At 67.4% G+C, this 24938-nt stretch carries 25 protein-coding genes and 1 pseudogene; 14 read left to right on the top strand and 12 right to left on the bottom strand.

Annotated elements, in window-relative coordinates; genetic code table 11:
* Positions 1–65: 65 nt before the first annotated feature.
* The gene (locus ASD37_RS17835) at positions 66–542 is read right to left on the bottom strand and encodes a hypothetical protein (protein WP_235568454.1); all 477 of its coding nucleotides are present in this window, start codon (positions 540–542) and stop codon (positions 66–68) included.
* Between the two features lie 320 nt (positions 543–862).
* Between ASD37_RS17835 and ASD37_RS17830 the strand changes: the two genes are divergently transcribed.
* From ASD37_RS17830 to ASD37_RS17815, 4 genes are read left to right on the top strand one after another with little or no spacing between them, the layout of a single operon-like run.
* The gene (locus tag ASD37_RS17830) at positions 863–1681 is read left to right on the top strand and encodes an alpha/beta fold hydrolase (RefSeq protein WP_156720953.1); all 819 of its coding nucleotides are present in this window, start codon (positions 863–865) and stop codon (positions 1679–1681) included.
* 26 nt (positions 1682–1707) lie between these two features.
* Complete coding sequence (locus ASD37_RS17825) at positions 1708–2574, top strand: dioxygenase (protein ID WP_056554084.1); 867 nt, start codon at positions 1708–1710, stop codon at positions 2572–2574.
* A 60-nt stretch (positions 2575–2634) separates the two neighbouring features.
* Entirely contained in the window at positions 2635–4185 is a 1551-nt protein-coding gene (locus tag ASD37_RS17820; protein ID WP_056555364.1) for a GMC family oxidoreductase, read from the top strand.
* A gap of 21 nt (positions 4186–4206) precedes the next feature.
* Positions 4207–4872 (top strand): GntR family transcriptional regulator, encoded by a 666-nt coding sequence (locus ASD37_RS17815; protein ID WP_056554081.1) that lies wholly within the window; start codon positions 4207–4209, stop codon positions 4870–4872.
* A 5-nt stretch (positions 4873–4877) separates the two neighbouring features.
* On the opposite strand, the gene ASD37_RS17810 is transcribed toward ASD37_RS17815, so the two are convergent.
* Entirely contained in the window at positions 4878–5237 is a 360-nt protein-coding gene (locus ASD37_RS17810) for a helix-turn-helix transcriptional regulator (protein WP_056554079.1), read from the bottom strand.
* 79 nt (positions 5238–5316) lie between these two features.
* On the opposite strand from ASD37_RS17810, the gene ASD37_RS17805 reads away from it, so the two are divergent.
* Together ASD37_RS17805 and ASD37_RS17800 are read left to right on the top strand one after the other, a co-directional pair.
* Complete coding sequence (locus ASD37_RS17805) at positions 5317–6633, top strand: NAD(P)-binding domain-containing protein (RefSeq protein WP_056555361.1); 1317 nt, start codon at positions 5317–5319, stop codon at positions 6631–6633.
* Positions 6630–7826, top strand: a complete 1197-nt coding sequence (locus ASD37_RS17800; RefSeq protein WP_056555358.1) for an MFS transporter — start codon at positions 6630–6632, stop codon at positions 7824–7826. The genes ASD37_RS17805 and ASD37_RS17800 overlap by 4 nt, the downstream gene beginning before the upstream one ends.
* Here the strand turns inward: ASD37_RS17800 and arsB are convergent.
* The 5 genes and pseudogenes from arsB to ASD37_RS17765 all read right to left on the bottom strand — a co-directional run bounded on the left by arsB (position 7813) and on the right by ASD37_RS17765 (position 12000).
* Positions 7813–9305 (bottom strand): annotated as a pseudogene (gene arsB, locus ASD37_RS17790) (ACR3 family arsenite efflux transporter). The gene ASD37_RS17800 and the pseudogene arsB sit on opposite strands and share 14 nt — an antisense overlap.
* Positions 9302–9574, bottom strand: coding sequence for a metalloregulator ArsR/SmtB family transcription factor (locus ASD37_RS17785; protein ID WP_082570278.1), 273 nt, complete (start codon positions 9572–9574; stop codon positions 9302–9304). Before ASD37_RS17785 ends, arsB begins: the two are co-directional and overlap by 4 nt.
* Before the next feature lie 160 nt (positions 9575–9734).
* Positions 9735–9983 (bottom strand): hypothetical protein, encoded by a 249-nt coding sequence (locus tag ASD37_RS17780; protein WP_056554067.1) that lies wholly within the window; start codon positions 9981–9983, stop codon positions 9735–9737.
* Positions 9984–10790: 807 nt separating this feature from the next.
* On the bottom strand, positions 10791–11495 hold the full coding sequence (locus ASD37_RS17770; RefSeq protein WP_156720951.1) for an excisionase family DNA-binding protein: 705 nt from the start codon (positions 11493–11495) through the stop codon (positions 10791–10793).
* Between the two features lie 64 nt (positions 11496–11559).
* Positions 11560–12000: a DUF6319 family protein gene (locus ASD37_RS17765; protein WP_056554058.1), complete on the bottom strand. Its 441-nt coding sequence runs from the start codon at positions 11998–12000 to the stop codon at positions 11560–11562.
* A 649-nt stretch (positions 12001–12649) separates the two neighbouring features.
* On the opposite strand from ASD37_RS17765, the gene ASD37_RS17760 reads away from it, so the two are divergent.
* Positions 12650–14134, top strand: coding sequence for a cellulase family glycosylhydrolase (locus ASD37_RS17760; RefSeq protein ID WP_162253279.1), 1485 nt, complete (start codon positions 12650–12652; stop codon positions 14132–14134).
* A gap of 43 nt (positions 14135–14177) precedes the next feature.
* Entirely contained in the window at positions 14178–15152 is a 975-nt protein-coding gene (locus ASD37_RS17755; RefSeq protein ID WP_235568452.1) for a cobalamin biosynthesis protein, read from the top strand.
* Here the strand turns inward: ASD37_RS17755 and ASD37_RS17750 are convergent.
* From ASD37_RS17750 to ASD37_RS17740, 3 genes are read right to left on the bottom strand one after another with little or no spacing between them, the layout of a single operon-like run.
* Positions 15106–15966 (bottom strand): SURF1 family protein, encoded by an 861-nt coding sequence (locus ASD37_RS17750; RefSeq protein ID WP_056554052.1) that lies wholly within the window; start codon positions 15964–15966, stop codon positions 15106–15108. The genes ASD37_RS17755 and ASD37_RS17750 overlap by 47 nt on opposite strands.
* The gene (locus tag ASD37_RS17745; protein ID WP_304438715.1) at positions 15966–16499 is read right to left on the bottom strand and encodes a low molecular weight protein-tyrosine-phosphatase; all 534 of its coding nucleotides are present in this window, start codon (positions 16497–16499) and stop codon (positions 15966–15968) included. The genes ASD37_RS17750 and ASD37_RS17745 overlap by 1 nt, the downstream gene beginning before the upstream one ends.
* Entirely contained in the window at positions 16492–17139 is a 648-nt protein-coding gene (locus tag ASD37_RS17740) for an HAD-IA family hydrolase (protein WP_056554049.1), read from the bottom strand. The genes ASD37_RS17745 and ASD37_RS17740 overlap by 8 nt, the downstream gene beginning before the upstream one ends.
* A gap of 24 nt (positions 17140–17163) precedes the next feature.
* Here ASD37_RS17740 and ASD37_RS31530 point away from each other — a divergent pair, with 24 nt between their 5' ends.
* The 4 genes from ASD37_RS31530 to ASD37_RS17725 are packed head-to-tail and all read left to right on the top strand — an operon-like array spanning position 17164 to position 20259.
* A complete protein-coding gene (locus tag ASD37_RS31530) occupies positions 17164–17313 on the top strand; it encodes a hypothetical protein (RefSeq protein ID WP_156720949.1) in 150 nt (49 codons plus the stop codon).
* On the top strand, positions 17310–18443 hold the full coding sequence (locus ASD37_RS17735) for a YqfO family protein (RefSeq protein WP_056554046.1): 1134 nt from the start codon (positions 17310–17312) through the stop codon (positions 18441–18443). Before ASD37_RS31530 ends, ASD37_RS17735 begins: the two co-directional genes overlap by 4 nt.
* The gene (locus tag ASD37_RS17730; RefSeq protein WP_056554043.1) at positions 18440–19174 is read left to right on the top strand and encodes a zinc ribbon domain-containing protein; all 735 of its coding nucleotides are present in this window, start codon (positions 18440–18442) and stop codon (positions 19172–19174) included. The genes ASD37_RS17735 and ASD37_RS17730 overlap by 4 nt, the downstream gene beginning before the upstream one ends.
* A complete protein-coding gene (locus ASD37_RS17725; protein WP_056554040.1) occupies positions 19174–20259 on the top strand; it encodes a bifunctional RNase H/acid phosphatase in 1086 nt (361 codons plus the stop codon). Before ASD37_RS17730 ends, ASD37_RS17725 begins: the two co-directional genes overlap by 1 nt.
* Here ASD37_RS17725 and ASD37_RS17720 read toward each other — a convergent pair.
* Positions 20234–20845: a TetR/AcrR family transcriptional regulator gene (locus ASD37_RS17720; protein ID WP_056554038.1), complete on the bottom strand. Its 612-nt coding sequence runs from the start codon at positions 20843–20845 to the stop codon at positions 20234–20236. The genes ASD37_RS17725 and ASD37_RS17720 overlap by 26 nt on opposite strands.
* Positions 20846–20985: 140 nt before the next feature.
* On the opposite strand from ASD37_RS17720, the gene ASD37_RS17715 reads away from it, so the two are divergent.
* Positions 20986–21432: an MmpS family transport accessory protein gene (locus tag ASD37_RS17715; RefSeq protein WP_235568451.1), complete on the top strand. Its 447-nt coding sequence runs from the start codon at positions 20986–20988 to the stop codon at positions 21430–21432.
* Positions 21429–24329, top strand: a complete 2901-nt coding sequence (locus ASD37_RS17710) for an RND family transporter (RefSeq protein ID WP_056554031.1) — start codon at positions 21429–21431, stop codon at positions 24327–24329. The genes ASD37_RS17715 and ASD37_RS17710 overlap by 4 nt, the downstream gene beginning before the upstream one ends.
* Here ASD37_RS17710 and ASD37_RS17705 read toward each other — a convergent pair.
* Positions 24318–24893: a helix-turn-helix domain-containing protein gene (locus tag ASD37_RS17705; RefSeq protein ID WP_056554026.1), complete on the bottom strand. Its 576-nt coding sequence runs from the start codon at positions 24891–24893 to the stop codon at positions 24318–24320. The genes ASD37_RS17710 and ASD37_RS17705 overlap by 12 nt on opposite strands.
* Positions 24894–24938: the final 45 nt, after the last annotated feature.

Here is a 24938-nt window from a genome sequence, read left to right as displayed (position 1 = left end):
GGACGCTCGGACGACGCTGACGAAGAGCGTGCAGTCTGCCCCTACGGGAGGGTCAACGGCTGCATCTACAGCGCGGCGAATGCCGCGCGGAGACGGTCGTCGAGATTGCCGCCGCCGCGGGCATAGAGCGGCCCGCATCCGTCGGAGAGCACTCGTTGCAGGCGTGCCATCCCGCGAGCGCTCACGCGCCGCGGCGAATGCAGTCGCAGGGTGATGCGGTCGATCACGTCTTGCGCCGCCGCGACGTTGTCGCGGTTGACGGGCACCGTAGGAGTTCCAAGGGGGCGGCCTCGACGGGATTCGACGACGGCGCGGCGAAGTGCACGGGCGACCGAGTAGCGCTCGTCATCGGACTCGAGGCGAGCGGCGCGGACGGCCAGTGCGCTACCGGTCGGTCCGACGAACCCCACTGCCAGCTGTCGGTCGAGGTAGTCCGCGAAGAGTCGCGCTGCCAATTGCGCGCGCCACGACGTTCGTTGTACCGCAGTCACGGGGCGGTCGACGCCGGTGTTGGGGGTCATCTGGTGTGCATGCTCGTTCACGATCGTCCTCGATGTGTTTCGACGGGTTGTTGCACGGCGTGAAACGTGCGCGGAGCCGTTCTTATTCGCGCTGACCCAGATGTCACCCGACCGACGCGGGTCGGTCGCTGGTGCATCCCTGAAATTCATGAATCGAAAATGACTGCACAAGAACAGTATTGAGCTCTCATGTGGCCGACCTGACCCGGGATCGTGGACTGCGAACGGCGAGGGGCGCTCAAGCAATTCCTTGACGGGAATGCAACATGCAATATATTGGTTGACAGCGACGAGGTTCAATTGACGCCCGATGGGCGCACCTCGACCCGGAGAGGGCATCGATGATGTTTCGAAACTTCAAGACGGCGATGACGGCCGGTGTTGCCGTGGCGGCACTGACAGTTGGATGCGCAGGGGCGCAAGCCACGGAGGAGGCCGCGTCGGGCGACAAGCCGACGGTGGTGCTGGTCCACGGGGCGTTCGCCGACTCGTCGAGCTGGAACGGAGTCGTCAGATCACTGGAGGCTGACGGATATCCGGTGATCGCGGTGGCCAATCCGCTGCGAGGCCTGGCCAGCGATGCGGGACACGTGCGCAGCGTGGTCGACGGCGTGCAGGGTCCGGTCGTGCTGGCCGGCCACTCCTACGGCGGGTCGGTGATGAGCCAAGCCGCCGACGGTCTGCCCAACGTCAAGGCTCTGGTCTACATCGCCAGCTTCATCCTGGAGGCGGGGGAGAGCACAGGGGACTTGGCGGCGAAGTTCCCCGGTGGCCAACTCGGCCCCGCGCTGAAGGCGCTGCCCGTCCCGCTGCCCGGCGGGAAGGAGGGCAGCGACCTCTACATCGAGCAGGACCAATTCCGCAGGGTGTTCGCCGCGGACGTTCCGGAGGACGTCACGGCGTTGATGGCTGCTACTCAAAGGCCTATCACCGCAGCCGCATTGGAGGAACCGGCCACCAAGGCCGCCTGGAAGACCATTCCGTCGTGGAACTTGGTCACCACCGACGATCTCGCCATCCCGGCGGAGTCCATGCGGTTCATGGGGAAGCGGGCGAACTCGCACACGCTCGAGATCAAGGCATCTCATGCGGTGGCGGTGTCGCAACCCGATGCCGTCGCGGACTTCATCACCCAGGCCGCAGACTCCACGCTCCGCTGAGTGCCACCCGAGAAAGGAACGGACACATGGAGATAACCGAACAAAACATCACCGACGTCGCCGCGGAACGTTGGTCGACCGCCCACGAGCCTCGGGTCGCCCAGATCATGCCGACACTGGTTCGGTACCTACACGACTTCGCGCGCACGGTCGGGCTCACCGAATCGGAATGGTCAACCGCCGTCAAGTGGCTCAGCCGCACGGGCCAGATCAGCGACGACAAGCGCGAAGAGTTCATCCTTGCCTCGGACGTCCTGGGTCTGTCGATGCTCGTCGTCGACGTGAACCACCGTTTCGACCCGGCTGCCACGCCGGCGACGGTGCTCGGCCCATTCCACGTCGACGGCTCGCCCGCGTTCGAGTTCGGTGCGGACATGTCCGACGGGGTGCCCGGGACACCGCTCTTCATCGTCGGCACCGTCCGTCGAGTGGATGGCACGCCGGTGGCGGACGCGGTGCTCGACGTGTGGCAGGCCGACGCCGAAGGTGCCTACGAGGCCCAGCTGGACGTCGACGAGGCGCGCTTGCGCGGGAAGTACACCTCGACGTCGACGGGAGCTTACTGCGTGCGGACGATCGCACCGGTCGGCTACAGCATTCCGATGGATGGTCCAGTCGGCGAACTGATTTCGCAAACCGACATCAGCCACTACCGACCGGCGCACGTCCACTTCCTCATCGACGTGCCGGGCTGTGAACCACTGGTCACCCACCTGTTTCCCAAGGGCGCCCATTTCCTGGACAGCGACGCGGTGTTCAGCGTGAAGAGCCAACTGATCGTCGACTTCGAGCGCCGTGCGCCAGGGCCTACGCCTGACGGCGGCGTATGTAAGGTCCCCTGGCTGTTCGCGCGTTACGACTTCGTGCTGCAACCACGGAACCCCAACCACTGACGTCGGCGCGACCCTCGCCGACGCAATCCCCAATCAACGAGTGACGAAAGTGTGGAAGACATGACGACTACCAGCAGTACATCCGACCGTTACGACTACGTGGTGATCGGCGCCGGCTCGGCCGGATGCGTCATCGCCGCCCGACTGTCCGAGGATCCGTCCGTCCGGGTGCTGTTGCTCGAGTCGGGGACGGCCGACACCAGACCCGAGATCGCCACGCCGCCGGCCTGGCCCTCTTTGTGGGGGACCGACGTCGACTACGCCTACGACACGGTCCCGCAGACGAATGCCGATGGCCGCAACCGAAACTGGCCACGCGGGCACACGCTCGGTGGCAGCGGCAGCATCAACGCGATGGTGTTCCTGCGAGGCCATCCAAGTGATTTCGACGCCTGGGCCAAGGCCGGCTGCACCGGCTGGGACTACGAGTCGGTGCTGCCCTACTTCCGGCGCATGGAGACGGTCAACGGCCGTGACCCGCAGTACCGCGGCACCGACGGGCCCCTGCACCCCGCGCCCGCCTCGTCCGAGGTTGCCAACCCCGTGTCCCAGGCGTTCCTCGACGGTGCCGTCGCGGCAGGCTACCCGCTGACCGACGACTTCAACGGCGCCACCGCCGAAGGCGCCGGGTGGCACGACCTGACGATCACCCAGGGTGCGCGGCAAAGTACCGCCGCGGCATACCTGCACCCGGTGAGTCATCGGCCAAACCTGACCATCTCCACCGAGTCCCGGGCGCGGCAGCTGCGGTTTGAAGGGAACCGCTGCGTCGGAGTCGATTTCGATCGAGGTGGGCGACTCGTCACCGCCCATGCGGATGCCGAGGTCGTGCTGAGTGCGGGTGCGGTGGATTCGCCCCGGTTGCTGCTCCTGTCCGGGGTGGGGCCGGCCGCAGAACTGCGCGCCGCCGACGTCACCGTGGTGCACGACCTTCCAGGGGTGGGGCGCAATCTGCACGACCACCCGCTTTGCGGTGTCGTGTACGAAGCCGCGCAGCCGGTGCCCGCCGGCCAGACCAACCTCGCCGAGACGTCGATGCTGTGGCGCAGCGACGACTCGCTCACCGGTCCGGACATGCAACTGATGTTCATTCACGTGCCGTTCCACCTGCCCCACCTGGTGACGCCGGTGAACAGCGTCACCTTCGGCATCGCCACGGTGCCCGACGCCAGGGGTTCGATCCGCCTCGCGGGGCCAGACCCGGCGACTGCGCCGCTGATCGATCCGAATTACCTTGGTGCGGAGTCCGACGTGCGACGGATGATGCACGGCCTGGCCGTGGCACGCGAGATCGCGACCAGTGAACCGTTCCGGCCATGGCGCGGTCGTGAGGTGCTGCCGGGGCCCGATGCCACCGACGAGAAGGCGCTGCGCGCATTCCTGGCGCACAACACCGGCACGTACTACCACCCAGTTGGCAGCTGCGCCATGGGAACTGGGTCCGAGGCGGTGGTGGACCCGGAGTTGCGCGTGCACGGACTGACGGGCCTACGGGTGGCCGACGCCTCCGTCATGCCCAGAATCGTGCCCGTCAACACCAATGCCGCAGCGATCATGATCGGCGAGAAGGCCGCCGACTTGATCCGCGGGCGCTTCACGTCTGAACGGTGAACCTGGCATAAGATATTTTGCATGCCGGTGCCAGCTGAACACGGAAGACATCGACGGTCGCTGTTGCGAGACCAGGCATACGTGTCAATCAGGGATGCCATCGTCAACGGAACCCTCGCACCCGGGGAGACGTTGCGCGATCCCGAACTGGAGAAGTGGCTGGGAATCAGTCGCACTCCGATCCGGGAAGCGATTGCCCGGCTGGAGACGGCCGGCCTGGTTCACACGTTGCCTGGTCGGTCGACCGTGGTCTCGACCATCGAGCGCAAGGCGGTACTCGACGCACAGGACGTCGCAGCGTCCCTCCACGCGCTTGCGGTCCGGATCGCCGTTCCGCTGATGGGCAAGGGCGAGTACGCCGCGTTGACGCGGGCGAACAAGGAGTTCGCCGGTGCGGTCTCCGCGAAGGACGCCGAGTCCGGGATGCGCGCCGACGACGCGTTCCACGACATCTTCGTCGTCGCCAGCCTCAACGAGGTGATCCCGGTCGTCCTCGAACAAGTCACCCCGGTGCTTCGCCGAGTCGAGTTCTTGCGCTTCTCTTCGCTTTCGGGCCGTCAGTCGATAGCGCAGCACAAGCGGATCATCGAACTTTGCCGTCACGGCGATGCGGAGGGCGCCGCGGAGGCCACCCGGCAAAACTGGGAAGCCCTGTCGCCGATCTTGGACGAGCTCGACGCGGAATGACGGCGTCAGCGACTCTGCGGCGACAGGGCTCCGGCTAGCGTGTCCAGGACGTCGTCGTTGACGCGGTAGTACGCCCACTTGCCCCGCTGATCGCGGCTGACGAGGCCGACGTCGACGAGCATCTTCATGTGGTGGGACACCGTGGGTTGGCTCAGCCCAAGCGGTTCGGTGAGGTCGCAGATGCACGCTTCGCCGCCGTCTGATGCCGCGATCAGTGACACCAGCTTAACCCGCGCCGGGTCGGCGAGCGCCCTGAACATCGATGCGAGTCGTTCGGCGGCAACGGTTTTCAAAATGCCGCCGGTCAAGGGCGAGCAGCAGGCCGCCAGGTCGGCTGTCGTCACGGAAGCGGCCATGCCGTCCATCGTGCCACACGCATTGACAACTATCGATGCGTTGCGGACGATGGGACCCATCGAAGAACGTCGATGGAAGGAGCGCGGCATGTCGGAGTTGCCCGTCGTGGTGATCGGCGCCGGACCGTTGGGCCTGGCGGCTGCCGCCCACCTGCTGGAGCGCGGCTTGGTGCCGCTGGTGCTGGAGGTTGGGCACGGTCCGGGATCGGCAGTCGAGCAATGGGCGCACGTGCGCACCTTCTCGCCCTGGCCCGAGCTCGTCGACCCCGCCGCCGCCCGGCTGCTCGAACCGACCGGATGGGTGGCCCCGATGGCGGGCTTTCCCACCGGCCGCCAGTGGGTCGACGAGTACCTCGCACCGGCCGCGGCCGCCCTCGGTGAGCACGTGCACTACGGCACGCGAGTGCATGCGGTGACCCGGCTGGGCCGCGATCGGCTGGTCAGCCCCGGCCGCGCCGACGTTCCGTTCGTCGTCCACACGTGCAACGCCGATGGGCCCAATGTACGGGTTCGGGCACGTGCGGTGGTCGACGCCTCGGGTACCTGGGGCCAGCCCAATCCGGCTGGAGCCGACGGTGTTCCGGCCCTGGGGGAGCGGGAGGCCGTCGCCGCCAGCCTGGTGAGCTACGTTCCGCCGACGCCGGAATTGACTTCGACAGTCGCGGGCAAGCACGTCGTGGTCGTCGGCAGCGGGCATTCGGCGATGACCGCGGTGATCCAGCTCGGCGAGGTCGCGCGCGAGGCCCCGTCGACGAGGGTGACGTGGGTGCTGCGCCGCGGCGTGACCGACGGAACCTTCGGCGGCGGTGCCGCCGACGAACTTCCCCAGCGTGGTGCCCTTGGGGTGCGATCGCGTGACGCCGTGGAGTCGGGGCTGGTCTCCCTCGTCACCGGATTCCGGACCGAACGCGTCGACCTGGTGGATGGGCGGGCCGTGGTCGTCGCCGATGAGGGTCGTGCGCTGCCGCCAGCCGACCACGTCGTCGTCCTCACCGGGTTCCGGCCGGACCTGTCGTTCCTGTCCGAGATGCGCATCGAATTGGATCCGATCATGCAGGCGCCGGTGCGGCTGGCCCCGTCGATCGACCCCAACGCGCACTCCTGCGGGAGCGTACTGCCGCACGGCGCAACCGAACTCGCACATCCGGAGCAGGATCTCTACATCGTGGGGATGAAGTCCTACGGGCGTGCGCCGACCTTCCTGGCGATGACCGGCTATGAACAGGTCCGTAGCATCGCCGCCGAACTGGCCGGTGACCACGAGGCCGCGCGACGCGTCGAACTCACCCTCCCCGACACCGGGGTGTGCAACGGCGCAGGGCTGTTCGACGGTCCCGAGGAGGATGGCTCGGCCGGGTGCTGCGGTTCGGCACCGACGTTGACACTCAATACGATTGGCGGATGACGCCCGGACCCGCGCAAGCGCCACCCGCATCCCACCGGTTGCGCTGGGTGCTGACCACGCTGTGCGTCACCGAGATCACCAGCTGGGGCGTGCTGTACTACGCGTTCACCGTTCTGTCCGAGCAGATCAGTGCCGACACCGGCTGGTCGGCGCCGGCGGTCACCGCGGCGTTCTCGGCGGGCCTGGTGACCGCGGCGGTGGTGGGAATCCCGGTGGGGCGGTGGTTGGACCGCGTCGGCCCGCGCTGGATCATGACGGCCGGGTCGGCACTCGGTTGCGTGTCGGTGGTCGCGGTGGTGGCTGCGCCGAACTACGGCGCGTTCGTCGCGGCGTGGATCGTCAGCGGGGTGGCGATGAGCGCGGTGTTCTACGCACCCGCCTTCGCGGCGCTGACCCGATTCTTCGGCGCCGACGCGGTGCGGGCGCTCACGGTGTTGACCCTTGTCGCCGGTTTCGCCAGCACCGTGTTCGCGCCGCTCACCGCGGCGTTGTCGGCGCACATGGACTGGCGCCGAACATATTTGGTGTTGGCGTTGATCATGGCGGTGGTCACCATCCCCGCCCACTTCTTCGGACTTCGGCGCCCGTGGCCGCCGGTGGTGACGCACCACGTCGAATCCCCCACGCGCACAGCGCGCAGCGGCGCATTCGTGGCGCTGGTCGCGGCGTTCGCGCTCGCCGGGCTGGCGTCGTACGCGGTGATCGCGAACCTGGTGCCGTTGATGGGCCAACGCGGCATCAGCACCGGCGCGGCGGCCGTAGCACTCGGGCTCGGTGGCGCCGGCCAGGTGCTCGGGCGGCTGGGCTATCAAACTCTGGTGCGGCGCGTCGGCGCCGTCACCCGAACGGTGATCATCATGGCCGGGGTCGCGGCCACCACGGTGCTGCTCGGAATGTTCGCTGCCTATGTAGCTTTGGTGGCGGTGGCCATCGGGGCGGGAGTGATGCGCGGCATCATGACGCTGCTACAAGCCACGGCCGTCACCGAACGGTGGGGTGCGACCCACTACGGCCATCTCAGCGCATATCTCAACGCTCCCGTCATGATCGCCACCGCCGTCGGCCCGTTCGTCGGCGCCGCACTGGCCAGCCTGCTCGGCGGGTATGCCGCCATGTTCGTGGTCCTCGGCGCGGTCGCGGCCGTTGGGGCGCTGCTGGCAGCGGCGTCCCGGCCGCGAGTCATGGAGCGGTAAGCGTCGAATGGAGGCGTCGCACGCGGGCGGCGATGTCGTCGCGGATCAGGCGCATACGTTCGAGGCCGTCGACGCCCCGTTCGGAGGGTTCGTCGGTGTCCCAGTTCTCGACCCTGGTTCCCGGCAGCGGATCGAGACGGGCTTCCCGGCCCAACGTCACCACGACGTCGACCTCGCGGGCCAGCGCGTAGTCCACCGGCGTTGGCACCTCGGCGGTGATGTCCACGCCAACCTCCAGAAGTGCTTGCGCGGAAAGACCGTTGACGGTCGTGCCGGGTGCGGTGCCCGCTGAATGAACTTCCACGGTGTCGCCGGCCAGTTGGCGCATCAGTCCGGCGGCCATCTGTGACTTGCCGCCGTTCTTCACGCAGACGAACAAGACGGACGGTGTGGTCACGATGCCCCCTGTCCCGTCGAGGCGGCCTGGTGTTGGTCGGCGAAACGGCGGCGCAGTGCCAGTGACACGTACACCAGGCCGACGAGGACGGGCACCTCGATCAATGGGCCGACGACGCCGGCCAAGGCTTGGCCGGAGGTGGCGCCGTAAGTGGCGATCGCAACGGCGATCGCCAGTTCGAAGTTGTTGCCGGCCGCGGTGAATGCCAGGGTGGTGGTGCGTTGGTAGCCCAGCCCGATCGCGGCGCCAAGAAGGTAGCCGCCGCCCCACATGACAGCGAAGTAGACGAGCAGCGGGAGCGCGATCCGCACCACGTCCAGCGGTCGGCTGGTGATCTGTTCTCCCTGCAGCGCAAAGAGAATGACGATGGTGAACAACAGACCATAGAGCGCCCACGGCCCGACGCGAGGCAGGAACGTGGACTCGTACCAGTCGCGGCCCTTGACGTTCTCACCAAGTCGGCGCGACAGGTATCCGGCAAGGAGGGGGATGCCGAGGAAGATGAGTACCGACTTGGCGATCTGCCACGGCGAGGTGCTGATGGTGGTCTGCTCCAGCCCGAGCCAGCCGGGTAGCACCGTCAGGTAGAACCAGCCCAGGACGGCGAACATCACGACCTGGAAGATCGAGTTCAGTGCGACCAGCACGGCGGCAGCTTCGCGGTCACCGCAGGCGAGGTCGTTCCAGATGACGACCATGGCGATGCAGCGGGCCAAGCCCACGATGATCAGTCCGGTGCGGTACTCGGGCAGGTCCGGGAGCATCAGCCAGGCCAGCGCGAACATCAACGCCGGGCCGAACACCCAGTTCAACAGCAGTGAACTGAGCAGCAGCTTGCGGTCTCCGGTGACGGTGTCGAGGCGGTCGTAGCGAACCTTGGCCAGCACCGGGTACATCATGATCAGCAGGCCGAGGGCGATCGGCAGCGAAATGCCTTCCAGCTGAACGCTTTCCAGTACGGTGTTCAACCCGGGTATCCAGCGGCCCAGCAGCAGGCCGGCGACCATCGCGACACCGATCCACACCGGAAGCAAGCGGTCCAGGGTGGACAGCTTCGCCGCCACCGGCGAGGCCGAGGTCACGCGGTCACCGGCGTGGCGAGATCAAGCAGGGCCGAGATCTCTTGCAGCGCTTTGGGAACGACGGCGTAGTACACCCAGGACGCCCGGCGTTGCGAGGTCAGCAGACCTGCGTCGCGCAGCACCTTGAGATGGTGCGACACCGTGGGCTGCGACACGTCCACGCCCACGGAGACGTCGCACACGCAGGCCTCGCCGCCGGCGTGGCTGGCGATGGCGCTGAACAACCGCAACCGCACCGGATCGGCGAGCGCCTTCAGTTTCTTGGCCATCTCGACCGCGGCGAGCTCGGTCAGCGGCTCCCGCAGCAGCGGTGGCCTGACGCAGCAGTCATCCGCGGCCCCGGTTTCTGGATTCGACACTTGTCGATATTGACCGATATCGAATCAGTGCGCAAGCGGGTGACGGAGTCGTCGCACTGGTGCGACTGGGCTAGTCGGGGGGGCGCGCCATCCGCTCGAGTAGGGCGTAAGTGGCCGCAGGGTCTTCGGCCGCACGCCAGAGGCGATGGTCGGCCGGCAGGGCTCGAAGGGCGGCACGAACTGCACGGCGGTCGTCGGGACGGGCCTGACCGATCACCGCGCGTGGATCGCGCAGTGCGACTTCCGACATCGCGATCAAGTCCTGGGCGTGGCGTTCCGGGTCGCGGAGGTCGACTGTCCACGCCCGGGCCTTGGCCACCAAGCTCCCGAGGAGGGTCGGTCGGCGGACGTAGCCAACCCGGTCGTCGAGGCGGATCGGCAGGCTCGGCTCGAGTCAGTGCTTGATTTCCACCGTCGGCCTGCAGGCCACGTCGTCCTGAACCCGTTGTCGGGTAACGCCGTTGGCGATCGAACCCTTCGGGAATCATGACGTCGATCGTCGTTCTGCCCCGGGTGAAGCGGTAGCCAAACCCGTCGCTGGTCGATTGTTCGGCGAATCCGCGGCCGGTCAGGTACGTCGTGGTCCCTCTCAGCGCGTCGCGCCGCGTCCACACTCCGACTACCAGGTCCCCGTCGTCGGTCGGTCGATGTGCCGGGCTCCCGCGCTCGACGAGCTGTAGCGCGGTCATCTGTCCGCCGACCAGCACCCATGGCGGCGGGTCGGTCTCCTCGAAGTCCAACAGCGTCGTCCACATCGCGTGTTGGTATTCGGGCATGTCGGGCAACTCGACTGGTTCCCGGAGCACGGTTGGAATCTTCTGCGGCGTACTGCGCAGCAGTTCCTCCCAGGTGCTCAGGTCACCACGGGTTACCGCGGGAGTGTTGCCTGAGATCAGTTCGCGAAGCGCTCGGATGTGGTGGTCGCGGTCATCGTGCATCAGCGCGGGCGCAAGCCCGACACGGGTGCACAACCGGTCGACTGCTCGTTCGACGCCAGCTGCGTCGGCGGGGGCCTCGTCGGGTCGGGACGCCCGAGCGGTGCGGAAAATTTCGGTCGCGCTCGACAGTGACTGACCGGTGATCGCGGCGATGGCCGCCAACGCCTCCGCGCTGCCCGGGCCGGGCGTCACGTCCCCTGGATCCCGCGAAGCGCTTCCGAGATCAGCCGGCATCCCGCAGCGTGGGTGCGTGCATCCGTGTCGTCGGCGAGGTCGACGCCTGCGATGAGCCGCGGTGCCTTCGTCAAGTCGGCTATCGCCGCATCGGTAACCCGCAGGGTCAGATTGCCGCGGACGCTGTCGATGAGAACGTACGTCTTCTCGAGCTCGCGGCGGGTGTGTTCGCTGACGTAGGCGTCGGCGGCGCCGCCCGTTGCCAGTCCGAGGTTGTAAGTGTCGGCGGCGCTGATGCCCGTGGGTGTGACGCCACGGGCTTCCAGGAGCTCGACCAGGTCGCGTTCGCCAATTCGGTAGCGGTGCAACGACTGTGCCCGTCGCGACAACCATCGCCGAACCAATGCGCAAGTGTCGACTGTGCTGGCCGTGGCGTGTACGAGGCGGTTGCGCAGGCGATGCCGCTCGGCGGAGGAGATGCCGTCGGCAAGGTCGTCGCACAAGGCGGCGGCGGCCCACGCTATGCGAGGAGCGAAGGGTCGTCCGGTGGCACCGGCGGCGACGAGATCGGCTTGTCGGTCCAAGCTGTCGGCATCCACGAGCCACTGGTTGCCAGCGCGTGTGGCCGCCAAGTTCCCCGCGGCAATGAGTGCACGCACCCGTGAGGCATGTACACCCAGTCGTTGGGCGGCCTCCCGCGTGGTGATCACAACAGCCATGTGCACAACTATAGCGGTTACGCTATATATGTGTCTATGTCGACCTCGTCGATGCGGGCGAATCTCAGTCCAGGTCGGCGAGGGTCCTTCGCGCGGCTTCCAGTTCGGCTTCGAGGGCGGCCACCTTGGCGGCCTGCTGGGAGCGGGCCTCTTCGATGACCGCGTCGATCGGCGTGGAGAGGTCGTCGTGCAGTTCCTTCGCCGCCCGGGAGACGGCGGCCGCGGCGACCGCGAGGTCGCGAGCCAGGAAGGTGGTGCCCTGCTTGAGTTCTGCGCGCCATTCGCCGTCGGCGGTGCCGATGACGGTTAGGGTCAACTCGAGCGTCTTGGTCTTCTTGCCGGCCGTCTTCCGCGGCGCCTTGACGGGCTTTTCCTCGGTCGCGGCGACTACTTCGGGTTCGGGGGTGGGCTCGGTGGTGGGCTCAGTGCCGGGTGCGCGGGCGGCCGCGACGGGGGCGACGAACTCGGTGGACGGCGCTTCTGCTGTCATGGTGTCTACGGTCATCGGTGCGGCTCTCTCCTTCGGAACGGCGCCCGCATTCGGCGGGGCGCTGCGGGCAAATCCATTAGAACACGCGTTCGATGGTGCGCGGTGGACGGGCGCCGTCCGGCGTTCGGGGTGAGGCGATCGGTACACGTCGGCCACCGTCGATTTGACGCCTGCGCTGAATCTGGCAAACGAAGAATCGCTGCCCGATCTGGTCCGGCGACCGCCACCGGCCGCGATCTTCGATGGTGAACGGTCGTCGACTGAAACGTTTTCGGTGGCCGCGTGTGAAACGCCATCCTTGATCTTCATTCTTTGTGCCCAATTCGACTATGACGGGCAGACGGCAAATCAAATGTCCCGATGACGCGCGATTTCGGGGCTACGAATCACACCGGCCATTAATTTGCTGAAGTCACCGAACCGGGTCGACTGCGGGTTTGTGCTCGGCGCTTTCACCTCGAGTAAACGCGCTGATCAGATGCATTTATGCAGAAAATTGTGGGTTGGGTCACATGGCAACGGGGCATCACTTAACTAGCGCGGTTCCACGCAGACCGTCGAGCCGCGAAGACGTATTCAGGAAAGGAAATGTGCCATGCGGCAACGCGCTGACAGGAGCTGCCACTCACCGGCTTACAAAATCGTCGTCGCGGGGGTGGCGACCTTGGCCATCTCCGCAGTCGGCGCCACCACGACGGTGCCGACCGTGCGCACGATGGCGACGAACGTCGTCCCTCTCGCGGCGATCGACGAATCCAGCGACACCATCGGATTCGCCGACTCCGACCTGTACGGCATGACGCCGACGCAGATCGACGCCCAGCTCGACCAAATGCAGGCGATGGGCGTGGAAGACGTCCGGGTGATGATTCCGTGGGCCGGAGTGGAGTTCTATCCCGGCTACTACAACTGGAGCACCGTCGACTACATGGTCAACGCCGCCGACTCGCGCGGCATGGGTGTGCTCGGCGTCATCAACTCCACCCCGTTCTGGGCGACCGAACCGGGGCAACCCGCCCTGAGCGGCGCTCCCGCGTCGCCCGACGCCTACGGGCAGTTCGCCGGCACGGTAGCCGAGCGCTACGCGGGAAAGGTTGGCGCCTACGAGATTTGGAACGAGCCCAACGCGTACCTGTTCTACGCGCCGCAACCCGACCCGGCGGGTTATACGAACCTGCTGAAGGCCGCCTACCCGCAGATCAAGGCCGCCGACCCAGACGCCACGGTCATCGGCGGCGTCGTCGGCTCGGTGGTCACCTACGGCAACTTCACTATGAACCCGATCGACTTCGTCGACGGGATCTACGGCGCAGGCGGAGAGCCGTACTTCGACGCCCTGTCGTTCCACCCCTATCAGTACACGACCCCGTTCTCCGATGGCGGTTATCTGCCCGACTCGCCGATCAACCAGCTGGCGGCCGTACACGACCTGATGGTCGCCAACGGCGACGGCGACAAGCTCATTTGGGCCAGCGAATACGGCGAGCCGAGTTCAGTTGCCGGAGAGGCCAATCAAGCCGACTACCTCCAGGACATGCTCACGACGTGGCGGACGCTCGACTACACCGGTCCGACGTTCGTGTGGACTCTGCAGGATCGCAACACCGCGAGCACCGACCCCGAGGACACCTTCGGCGTCGTCCGCTCCGACGGCACGTGGAAGCCAGCGGCCTACGTGATTCGTGAGTTGACGTCACGAGGTGACTCGACGCCCGCCTTGGCGCGGATGGCACTCGCCCTGCCCGAGACGCAGCAGGAGGCGCCCGCCGACCTCGTCACCCCGCCCGTCATCGCCGAGACCCCGACCCCCTCGTTCGCTACCACCGACCTTCGGCAGCCGATGGATGCCGTGGTGCAGGTCGCCGTGCCCGCCCGCGAGAGGTCGGTTGCGGCGCAGGCGAAAGACGTTGCCATCCAACGCAAACTGGACCGGCAAAGCCGACGCGCGGAACGCGAGGCTCAGGCACCGTCGGTGCCGAGGGCCGCAGCGGATGGTCCCAGGCGTTCGGCCGCGGCACCCGAGAAGGAGCCTGCGGCCGCGTCGAAGCCAGACGCGGGCAAGCGACACGCGGACAAACGCGATGCGGACAAGGGCGAGCGCCGCGGTGACGACCGTCGACGGGACCGCCACGAAGGGCACCGCGGCTGACGCCGACGGCGGCGGCGCACCGCCCTCGTGAGACGCTGCCGGGGTGTCCCAGTCCATCCGTCGCGGCAGAGCCGTCGGTCTGGCCGCGGGATACCTGGCCGACGTGCTGTGGGGCGACCCGCGCCGGGGCCATCCCGTGGCGGCCTTCGGCACCGCGGCGATGTCGTTGGAACGGCTGACCTACTCCGATCGCCGGCTCGCCGGTGTCGCGCACACCGGGATTCTGCTCGGAGGGCTCGGCGTGCTCGGCGGGGTGGCCGAGCGAATGGCGGCGCGGCGCGGACCGGGTTGGACGGCTGCGGTCACGGCCGCCGCCACCTTCGTCGTGTTGGGTGGGACGTCGCTGGGCCGCACCGGGGCCGACATGGCCCGTCGGCTCGAGAACGGTGACCTCGACTCCGCCAGGGAGTTGGTGCCGTCGCTGTGCGGGCGCGATCCCAACTCGTTGGACGAGGAAGGCATCGCGCGGGCCACGGTCGAGTCGGTCGCCGAAAACACCGCCGACGCGCAAGTGGCACCGCTGTGGTGGGGCGCGGTCGGCGGGGTGCCCGGCCTACTGGTCTACCGGGGAGCCAACACCCTGGATGCGATGATCGGCCACAAGTCGCCGCGCCTTCTTCAGTTCGGTTGGGCGGCAGCCCGATTCGACGACGTCGCCAACTACCTGCCCGCCCGCGCCACGGGGCTCCTCACGGTGCTGTGCGCACCCGTCGTCTCGGGATCCCCGCGGGCGGCGGTGGCCGCCTGGCGCCGCGACGCCGCCAGCCACCCGAGCCCCAACGCAGGGGTGGCCGAAGCGTCGTTCGCCGGCGCCCTCGGCGTGAGGCTGGGCGGGCCAACGCAATACGCCCACCGCCTGGAGATCCGGCCGACGCTGGGGGAGGGCCGCGCCCCTGACGTCGCCGACGTCACGCGGTCGGTGCGGTTGTCGCGCGCCGTTCAGCTCGCCGCTGCGGTCGCGGCGGTGATGGTCACTGCCGTCTGCCGTAACGGTCGGCGAGTTTCTGCTCCGCGGTGAGCGGCGCCGGCGTGGCGGCCCGCGAATCGCTCTGAGCTTTCTCCCGGCGGCGCTGCTTGACCTCGGCCAACACGAAGTACCCCACGCCGATCGGCGCGATGATCCCGAACGCGATCCACTGGATGCCGTAGGACAGGAACGGCCCCGCGTCGAGATGGGGGAGGCCGATCACCCCGAGCCCGCCGGGCTGACCGTCGACGAGTTGAAGGTAGGACCCCGTCAGCGGAACGCCCGTCACCTGGGCCACCTGGCCGGGGTTGATCGAGTACACCTGCTGAATTCCGTTCTCGCTGAACGGTTCCTTGCCGACGACGACGGATTCGGGATCACGCAACCGGGCGGTGATCGTCACCGTCCCGGTAGGAGGTGCGGCGAACTCCGGCACGTCGGTGCCGCGGTCGGGTTTGACGTAGCCGCGGTCGACGAGAACGGTGGGGCCGCCGTCGACGTGGAACGGCAGGAGCACCTCATAGGCCGGGTTGCCGTCGACGACGCGCAGGCGCACCAACACCTGGGCCTCCGGCTGATACCTGCCGGTGGCGGTGACCTGTCGCCACTGGTCGCCAGGCGCCGAGGAATCCTGTTGCGGCAGAAGCGTCGTCACCGGAACCGGTGCCTGGGACACCGAGTTGGAGATCTGGGCGTTCTCCCGAGACGTCGTCGTGTTCTTGCCAAGCTGCCACGGTGCCAGCACGGTGAAGCACAGGTACGCAAAGGCGATCGCGACGACGTAGAGCGCGAGCCATTGTGGCTTCAACAAGAACGCGAAGCGTCGGAGGGCAGGAGCGGAGCGACCCGGGGATTCAGTAGGCATCAGCTCGCGGCCTCGCGTGCGGCGAGTCGGTCGTCGACCCAGGCGTGCAGCCCGGGCAGCGACGCTTCGATAACGGCGAAGGTCTCCTCGTAGTCCTCGAGCGTCCCGTAATAGGGGTCCTCGACGTCCAACGCGTTGGCCGCCGAGCGAGGGTCGAACGAGCGCATCATCCGGATCCGGTCCTCGGCCACGCCGAGATCCCGCAGGATACGGACGTGGTTGCGCCCCATCGCGACGACCATGTCGGCCGCCATGTGGTCGTCCCCCACGTGGGACGCCTGGTGCGACGTCGGATAGCCGTGCTCACGCAGTACGTGGACCGCCCGTTCGTGGGCGGGGTCTCCGACGTGCCAGCTGCCCGTTCCCGCGCTGGAGACCCGAACCGCCTCTGCGAGGCCGCGTTCGGCGATCTGATGGGCGAACATCTTGTCGGCCATCGGGGACCGGCAGATGTTGCCCGAGCACACGAACGTCACGTGCAGCTGAGTCCAATCCCCGGGTCGCTGCGCTCCTGCCCGCCGGTGCTCAGACACCGAGCACCTCCCGCAGATCGGCCATCGTCGCCACGTGCTTGAACGCGCTCACCGCGTCGGGACCGTCGAAGTCCGAGGCGCCGTAACCCCATTCCACGACCACGGTGTCGATGCCGTGACTGGCCGCGCCGAGCACGTCGTGGGAGCGGTCGCCCACCATCAGCACCCGCTCCGGCAGTGGTCCGAGTTGGGCCAGGGCATGGGCTACCACGTCGGCCTTGGCCGAGCGAACGCCGTCGGTGCTCGCTCCGGCGATCACCTCGAAGTGCTCCTCGATGTCGAAGTGCTCGATGATTCGTCGGGCCGTCACCTCGTTCTTCGAGGTGGCGACCGCCAGTCGCACCCCGGCCGTGCGCAAGTCGGTCAGGAGGTCGGTAACGCCGTCGAAAAGGCTGTTCATCGACCAGCCCCTGGTGGTGTAGTCGGCGCGGTAGGCAGCGAAGGCCTGATCCGCCCGATCGCCGAGGCCCATCGCCGCCAGCGTCTGGTGCATGGGCGGGCCGACGACCAGGCTTGCGAGGTCGCCGTCGGGCACTGCCGCACCGATCTCACCCAGCGCCTGGCGGAAACTCGCCACGATGCCGGGAGCGGAATCGGTGAGCGTACCGTCGAGATCGAATAGGACCAGCTGGGGACTCACCGCTCCATTGTCTACTGTCTTGTTGTGAGCAGTCTTTCCCGGTCGCCGGGACCGCAGGGTGGCGGCGTCTACGCGACGACCGCCGAGCCCCCGTCGGGGCTGTTGAACTCCCTTTCTGCGCTGGTGGCGTCGTACGCTCTCGTCGAGGCAACGGCAGGGGAGGGACGGCGATGAGCGCGCGGTTGGCCGACGTGATCGAGGTGCTCGAGCACGCCTACCCGCCCGCGTTGGCCGCGGAGTGGGATTCGGTCGGGCTGGTCTGCGGCGACCCCTCCGAGTTCGTCGAGTCGGTGACGATCGCGGTCGACGCGACGCCGTCCGTCGTCGCCGAGGTACCCGACCGGGGCCTGCTTCTCGCCCACCACCCGCTGCTGCTTCGCGGAGTGGACACAGTGGCGGCGAGCACCGCGAAGGGTGCGATCCTGCACCGCCTGATCCGTAGCGGCAGCGCGCTGTTCACCGCCCACACCAATGCCGACTCGGCCAACCCCGGGGTCTCGGACGCGCTCGCCGAGGCGCTGGGACTGATCGTCGAGGACGTCCTGTCGCCGGTGTCGGACGGCACCCGGCTCGACAAGTGGGTGGTCTTCGTCCCCGCGGCGGACGCCGACGCGGTGCGCACGGCCGTCTTCAATGCGGGTGCGGGCGCACTCGGCGACTACTCGCACTGCAGCTGGACCGTTGCGGGCACGGGGCAGTTCCTGCCGCACGACGGTGCAACGCCGGCCATTGGCACCGTCGGTGCGGTCGAGTACGTCGCCGAGGAGCGCATCGAAGTCGTCGCACCCGCCCGGGTGCGGGCCGCGGTGCTCGGTGCACTGCGCCATGCGCATCCGTACGAGGAGCCCGCGTTCGACGTGGTTGCCTTGGCGGCCTTGCCGTCCGACGTCGGCATCGGCCGCATCTGTGCGTTGCCGGTCCCGGAAACGCTGCGCGCGTTCACTTCTCGGGTGAACCGTGGCCTACCTGCCACCTCCTGGGGAGTGCGGGCGGCAGGCGATCCCGACGCCGTGGTCTCGCGAGTTGCGGTGTGCGGCGGGGCCGGTGACTCACTTCTCGACACCGCGGCGGGCGCCGGCGTCCAGGCCTACGTCACCGCCGACCTCCGACATCATCCGGCCGACGAACACCTCCGTACCTCCGACGTCGCCCTCGTCGACGTTGCTCACTGGGCGAGTGAGCAACCCTGGTGCGGTCAAGCCGGGGCGTTGCTAGGCAAGCACTTTGGTGGCGCGCTCGACGTGCGCGTCAGCCCGGTCCGGACGGATCCATGGAATCTAGAGAAGGACACCAGCACCACATGAAAGCCGAAGAGTCACAACAGCGGTTGGTTCTCGAACTGGCCGCGGTCGACGCCGAACTGAGCCGCCTCAACCACCAGGCCACGCACCTCGACGAGCAGCAACGGCTCGACGCCGCCGAAGCCGAGCACCGCGAAGCCGGTGACGGACTCGCGGTGTTGGGAATCGCCCTCGACGATCTCGACGGCCAGGCTGCCAAGTTCGAGGCCGAAATCGACGGGGTGCGCAAGCGTGAGGATCGTGACCGCGGCCTGCTCGACGGTGGCACGGTCGACTCCAAGCACGTCGGGGAGATCCAGCACGAACTCGAAACGCTGCAGCGACGTCAGGAAAGCCTCGAGGATTCGCTGCTGGAGATCATGGAGCGTCGCGAGAAGCTGCAGAACGACCAGGCGGCGCAACAGAGCCGGGTCGACGAGACCCAGACCAACCTGACCGCTGCCGTCGCAGCCCGCGACGAAGCGCTGGTGCTCATCGAGGAATCCCGGCACCAGGCGGTGGCCCGGCGCGAGAAGGTGGCCGCATCGGTGCTCCCCGAACTGGTCGAACTCTACGAGCGTCAGCGGGCTCTCGGCGGCGTCGGAGCCGGTCGACTGCAGGGGCGACGGTGTGGCGCGTGTCGCATCGAGATCGACATGGGAGAGCTGTCCCGCATTTCGGCCGCCCGCGAGGACGAGGTGCTCCGTTGCCCCGAATGCGCCGCAATCCTGGTGCGGGTGAGGGACTTCAAGTAATGAAGGTGATCGTCGAGGCGGACGGCGGATCGCGCGGAAATCCCGGTCCCGCCGGTTACGGCGCCGTGGTCTGGTCGGCAGATCACTCGACGGTACTGGCCGAGCGCAAGGACGGCATCGGGCGAGCCACCAACAACGTCGCCGAGTACCGAGGTCTGATGGCGGGCCTCGAGGCGGCCGCGGAGGTGGGCGCGACGGAGGTCGCCGCGCGGTTGGATTCGAAGTTGGTCGTCGAGCAGATGTCAGGGCGCTGGCGCGTGAAGCACCCCGACCTGATCCCGTTGCGGGAACAAGCGGTGGAGTTGACCCGCGCCTTCGACGGTGTCACGTTCGCGTGGATACCGCGGGCCGAGAACTCCCACGCCGACCGGCTGGCCAACGAGGCGATGGATGCGGCGGCCGAGCAGGTCGGGACGGGCGCGGCGGCGGCCGAAGTGGTGTCACCGGCGGGCTGGACCGGTGCGCGCGGTGCGCCGACCCGATTCTTCCTGCTGCGGCACGGGCAGACCGCACTGTCGGTGGACCGCCGCTATTCGGGCCAGGGCGATCCTCCGCTGACCGAACTGGGGCGGCAACAGGCCGAGGCGGCGGCCCGCTACCTCGGCAAGCGGGGTGGCATCGCGGCGGTCGTCTCGTCGCCACTGCAGCGCGCCCACGACACCGCGTCGGCGGCGGCCAAGGAACTCGGGCTCGACGTGACCGTCGACGACGATCTGATCGAGACCGATTTCGGCGAGTGGGAGGGTTTGACGTTCGGCGAAGCGGCGCAACGGGATCCGGAGGTGCACGGCGCGTGGCTGCGTGACACCAGCGTCGCCCCGCCCGGTGGGGGAGAGAGCTTCGACGCGGTCGCGAAGCGGGTGCGACGGGCGCGGACTCGGATCATCGCCGATTACGGCGACGCGACCGTTCTGGTGGTGTCGCACGTGACGCCGATCAAGTCGATTCTGCGCTTGGCGCTCGACGCGGGGCCCGGCATCCTCTACCGCCTGCACCTCGACTTGGCCTCGCTGTGCATCGCAGAGTTCTACCCCGACGGCGGGTCGTCGGTGCGGCTGGTCAACGAGACGTCGTACCTCGAGTAAGGCTCGGCATCAGAACCTCGTCGACCAACGCGCGCACCGTCTCCTCGGTCGGCGGTCGGTCCGCGACCAGGGAGCGGAACACCAGATAGCCGGGCAGGACGTCCCAGATCTCCGGGTTGATCGCCTCGGCCTGAATCTCCCCGCGTGCGACGGCGTCACCGAGCACCTCTCGGATCAGGACGTTGCGGTGATAGATGAACTTCTCCTGCATGGCGGCGCTCAGGGCTTCGCTGCGGGACATCTCGTTGAGCACCGCGCGCATGGTGCTCGCGTGTTCCCGGCTCTGCGCGCAGACCGCCGTGCCCATGGCCAAGAGGTCAGTGCGGAGCGAACCGGTGTGCGGATGGACCGCAGACTCACGGGTGCCCTCGATGAACGCCGCCAGCACGAGGTCGGCCTTCGACGGCCAGCGCCGGTACATCGTGGACTTGCTGGCCTTGGCCTCGGTGGCCACGGCCTCGACCGTCAGACGTTCATATCCGTGTTGCTGCAACAACTTCAGCGTCACGGCGAGGAGTTCGGCCTCACGAGCGCTCCATGGACAGCCGTCAGTTCGAACTGACGGATCCGTCGAATCGGAGACCATACATACACCTCGTGCGCAAGGGGTTGGGACGACTTGCACCGCCCCGTACCGTACCGTACCGTCTCTCAGGTCGCTCTTAGTATGACTAAGAGAGGGCAATCGGATGGATGCCGCGTCGCCGGCTGTCGAAAGGCGTACGGGTGAGCAAGCTTTCGATCGGACGTGTCCTCAAGCGGCAATGGACCGTCATCGTCGCAGTAGTGGTGGTGGGCCTCGTGGTCTTCAGCGTCACCCGGCTGCACGGGATCTTCGGGTCCGACAACCAGGTGTCAAGACCAAGCGCCGATTCGCTGGAGAACACCGGATACAACCCCAAGCGAGTCCTCTTCGAGGTGTTCGGCACCCCCGGCGCGACGGCCACCATCAACTTCCTCGACGAGCACGCCCAACCCCAGCGCGTCGACGACGCCCCGTTGCCGTGGTCGCACACCTTGACCACCGACGACCCCACGCTCTTCGCGGATCTGCGCGCCCAGGGTGACTCCGCTCCCATCACCTGCCGCATCACCGTCAACGGCATCGTCAAGGACGAAAGGTCCGCTAGCAACGTGAACGGATACATCGCTTGCCTGGACAAGTCCGCATGAGCCAGCACGCTGATCAGAGCTCGCAGGAGAGGTCGCGGCCCGCGCGGCTGATCTGGACGCTGGCCCTGCCAATCCTGTTGCTGTGGATCGCGATAGCGGTGTTGAGCAACGTCATCTCGCCGCAGCTGGAGACGGTCGGTGAAGAGCGGTCCGTGGCGATGAACGCACCGGATTCGCCGTCGATCATGGCGATGCGCCACATCGGGCAGAAGTTCGAGGAATTCGACTCCGACAGCGCGGCCATGGTCGTCCTCGAGGGCGACGAGAAGCTCGGCCAGAATGCCCACGACTACTACGACGTCCTGGTCAAGAAGCTCAACGCCGACACCACCCACGTCGAGCACGTTCAGGACTTCTGGGGTGACCCCCTGACCGCGGGCGGCGCCCAGAGCAAGGACGGCAAGGCCGCTCTCGTGCAGGTCTATCTGCGGGGCAATCAGGGTGAGGCGCTGTCCAACGAGTCGGTCGACAGCATCCGCACGATCGTCGCCGACACCCCGGCTCCGCCCGGCGTGAAGGCGTACGTCACGGGCGCCGCACCGCTGATCACCGACAACTTCGAGGTCGGCAACGCGGGCACTCACCAGGTCACTGCGATCACCTTCATCGTCATCGCCGTGATGCTGCTGATCGTCTACCGATCGGTGGTGACCATGCTCATCATGCTCGTGGTCGTGGCCGTGGAGCTGATGGCCGCCCGAGGCGTCGTCGCGACGCTGGCCCACCAGGGCGTGATCGGCCTGTCGACCTACGCGACCAACCTGCTGACCCTGATGGCGATCGCCGCGGGCACCGACTACGTCATCTTCCTGGTCGGCCGATATCAGGAAGCCCGCAACCGGGGACTAGAGCGCGGCGACGCGTACTACGACATGTTCCGCGGGACGGTGCACGTCATCGTCGGCTCGGGCCTGACCATCGTCGGCGCCGTGGCCTGCCTCTACTTCACCCGGCTGCCGTACTTCCAGACCCTCGGGGTGCCCGCCGCGCTCGGCGTGCTGGTGACGCTGATGGCGGCGTTGACACTTGGCCCCGCCGTCATCGTGATCGTCTCCCGGTTCGGACTACTCGAGCCCAAACGCAAGGTGCGCAACTCCGGATGGCGCCGCATCGGCACCTCGATCGTCCGGTGGCCCGGCCCCATCCTGGTGGTGTCACTGGCCATCGCCGCCATCGGCGTGCTCGCGCTGCCGGGGGCCAAGATCAGCTACGACGGCCGGCCGTATCTTCCCGATACCGCACCGGCCAACGTGGGTTACGCCGCGGCCGAGCGGCACTTCTCCGAGGCGCGGTTGAACCCGGAGCTGTTGATGATCGAATCCGACCACGACATGCGCAACCCGTCGGACATGCTGATCCTGGAACGCGTCGCCAAGGCCGTGCTGCACACCCCGGGCATCGCGCTGGTGCAGTCCATCACCCGACCGTTGGGTACGCCGATCACGCACAGCTCCATCCCGTTTCAGATCAGTGCCCAGAGTGCCGGGCAGATCATGAACCTGAGCTACCAGCAAGCACGAGCCCAGGACATCCTCAAACAGGTGGACCAGACCAGCAAGTCCATCGCCGTCCTGCAACAGCAGTTGGAGCTGCAGAAGCAGAGTGCTGCGGCCACCGACGAGCAGGTGCAGGCCTTCCACGACACCGTGGGAACCATCAACGAAGTGCGGGACAACCTCGCCAACTTCGACGACTTCTTCCGGCCGTTGCGCAACTACTTCTACTGGGAGCCGCACTGCTTCGACATCCCGTCGTGCGCGGCACTGCGGTCGGTATTCGACTCGTTGGACGGCATCTCCGCACTCAGTGACCAGTTCGCCAAGGTCACCGCCAGCCTCGACAAGCTCAACGCCCTGCAGCCGCAACTGATCGCGTTGATTCCGCCGCAGATCGACATTCAGGAAGCCAATCGCGATCTGTTGCAGTCGAATTACGCCACCACCGGCGGCACCAACACCCAGAGCCAGGAGGCGCTGAAGAACGCGACCGCACTGGGCAAGGCCTTCGACGACGCCAAGAACGACGACTCGTTCTACCTGCCGCCCGAGGCCTTCGACAACGCCGACTTCAAGCGTGGCCTCAAGTTGTTCATGTCGCCGGACGGCAAGGCCGCCCGGATGACGATCACCCATGAGGGCACGCCGGCCACGCCCGAGGGCATCTCGCACATCGACGCCCTGCGGAACTCCGCGTTCGACGCGATCAAGGCCACCCCGTTGTCGGACGCCAAGATCTACGTTGCAGGCACCGCGTCGACCTACAAGGACATCCAGGAAGGGTCGACCTACGACCTGCTGATCGTGGCGATCGCCGCGATCGCCCTGATCCTGCTGATCATGGTGTTCATCACCCGCAGCATGGTCGCCGCGGTGGTCATCGTCGGCACCGTCGTGTTGTCGTTGGGTGCCTCGCTGGGGCTCGCGGTTCTGGTGTGGCAGTACATCTTCGGCATCGAGCTGTACTGGATCGTGCCCGCCCTGGCGATCATCCTGCTGCTGGCGGTGGGAGCGGACTACAACCTGCTGCTGATATCGCGGTTCAAGGAGGAGATCGGGGCGGGCCTGAACACCGGCATCATCCGCGCGATGGCCGGCACCGGCGGTGTCGTCACCGCAGCCGGCATGGTGTTCGCCGGCACCATGGCCTCGTTCGCCTTCAGCGACCTGATCGTCCTCGGCCAGATCGGCACCACCATCGCCCTGGGTCTGCTGTTCGACACGCTGATCGTGCGGTCGTTCATGACGCCGTCGATCGCCGCGATGCTCGGCCGCTGGTTCTGGTGGCCACTGAACGTCCGCACCCGCCCCGCGAGCCAAATGTTGCAGCCCTTCGGATCCCGCATCTCGGTACGCAAACTCCTCGGACCCGAGACCAAGGACACCGGCTCAAGCGTGTAGGTGCAGCCGCTCGCCGTGCGGTCCCAGGATGACCACCGCTTCGACGGGTCCGTCGACGGCACCGAACCAGTGCGGCGTCCACGTCGAGAACTCGACGGCCTCACCGGGTTTGATGGTGAAGTCGCGCTCGCCGAGGATCAAGCGCAAGCGGCCGGACAGCACGTACATCCAGTCCTGGCCGTCGTGCACCGGGAACTCGTCGGGCGGAGTGCGCCTGCGCGCGCTAACGCGAATCTTGAAGGCGTGCAGGCCTGCCGCGGGACCGTTGTGCGTCAGCGGCCAGTAGGTCACCCCGTCGTGCGTGTGAGATGCACCCTTCACCCTGGGGTCCTCCGTGGCGGGTGCCCGCAACAGGTCGTCGGTGCTCACCGACAGCGCCGCCGCAAGACGGGGGAGGTGGTCGAGCGCCAGCCTGCGCTTGCCCGACTCCAGCCGACTCAACGTGGAGACGTCGATGTCGGCCTTCGTCGCGACCTCGTCGAGCGTCAGCCCACGCTGGGTGCGCAATTCGCGCAGTCGGCGTCTGACCCGGAGGTCCACGTCATCGGTGCCCTTTGCCTGCATGGCAAATGATGTTGGCAGATGTGACCGCAGTCGGCAAGGTGGTAC

Source organism: Mycobacterium sp. Root135, assembly GCF_001426545.1.
Taxonomy (GTDB): Bacteria; Actinomycetota; Actinomycetes; order Mycobacteriales; family Mycobacteriaceae; genus Mycobacterium.
This window is presented reverse-complemented; position numbering and strand designations above follow the sequence as displayed.

Excerpts from the sequence above, each read along its gene's own strand:
- ASD37_RS17800 (WP_056555358.1), top strand. The coding sequence starts at position 6,630 with ATGACGCCCGGACCCGCGCAAGCGCCACCCGCATCCCACCGGTTGCGC.
- ASD37_RS17725 (WP_056554040.1), top strand. The coding sequence starts at position 19,174 with ATGAAGGTGATCGTCGAGGCGGACGGCGGATCGCGCGGAAATCCCGGT.
- ASD37_RS17815 (WP_056554081.1), top strand. The coding sequence starts at position 4,207 with ATGCCGGTGCCAGCTGAACACGGAAGACATCGACGGTCGCTGTTGCGA.
- ASD37_RS17830 (WP_156720953.1), top strand. The coding sequence starts at position 863 with ATGATGTTTCGAAACTTCAAGACGGCGATGACGGCCGGTGTTGCCGTG.
- ASD37_RS17765 (WP_056554058.1), bottom strand. The coding sequence starts at position 12,000 with ATGACCGTAGACACCATGACAGCAGAAGCGCCGTCCACCGAGTTCGTC.
- ASD37_RS17720 (WP_056554038.1), bottom strand. The coding sequence starts at position 20,845 with ATGGTCTCCGATTCGACGGATCCGTCAGTTCGAACTGACGGCTGTCCA.
- ASD37_RS17805 (WP_056555361.1), top strand. The coding sequence starts at position 5,317 with ATGTCGGAGTTGCCCGTCGTGGTGATCGGCGCCGGACCGTTGGGCCTG.
- ASD37_RS17750 (WP_056554052.1), bottom strand. The coding sequence starts at position 15,966 with ATGCCTACTGAATCCCCGGGTCGCTCCGCTCCTGCCCTCCGACGCTTC.
- ASD37_RS17735 (WP_056554046.1), top strand. The coding sequence starts at position 17,310 with ATGAGCGCGCGGTTGGCCGACGTGATCGAGGTGCTCGAGCACGCCTAC.
- ASD37_RS17770 (WP_156720951.1), bottom strand. The coding sequence starts at position 11,495 with ATGGCTGTTGTGATCACCACGCGGGAGGCCGCCCAACGACTGGGTGTA.
- ASD37_RS17825 (WP_056554084.1), top strand. The coding sequence starts at position 1,708 with ATGGAGATAACCGAACAAAACATCACCGACGTCGCCGCGGAACGTTGG.
- ASD37_RS17705 (WP_056554026.1), bottom strand. The coding sequence starts at position 24,893 with ATGCAGGCAAAGGGCACCGATGACGTGGACCTCCGGGTCAGACGCCGA.
- ASD37_RS17730 (WP_056554043.1), top strand. The coding sequence starts at position 18,440 with ATGAAAGCCGAAGAGTCACAACAGCGGTTGGTTCTCGAACTGGCCGCG.
- ASD37_RS17785 (WP_082570278.1), bottom strand. The coding sequence starts at position 9,574 with ATGGCCAAGAAACTGAAGGCGCTCGCCGATCCGGTGCGGTTGCGGTTG.
- ASD37_RS17710 (WP_056554031.1), top strand. The coding sequence starts at position 21,429 with ATGAGCCAGCACGCTGATCAGAGCTCGCAGGAGAGGTCGCGGCCCGCG.
- ASD37_RS17810 (WP_056554079.1), bottom strand. The coding sequence starts at position 5,237 with ATGGACGGCATGGCCGCTTCCGTGACGACAGCCGACCTGGCGGCCTGC.
- ASD37_RS17820 (WP_056555364.1), top strand. The coding sequence starts at position 2,635 with ATGACGACTACCAGCAGTACATCCGACCGTTACGACTACGTGGTGATC.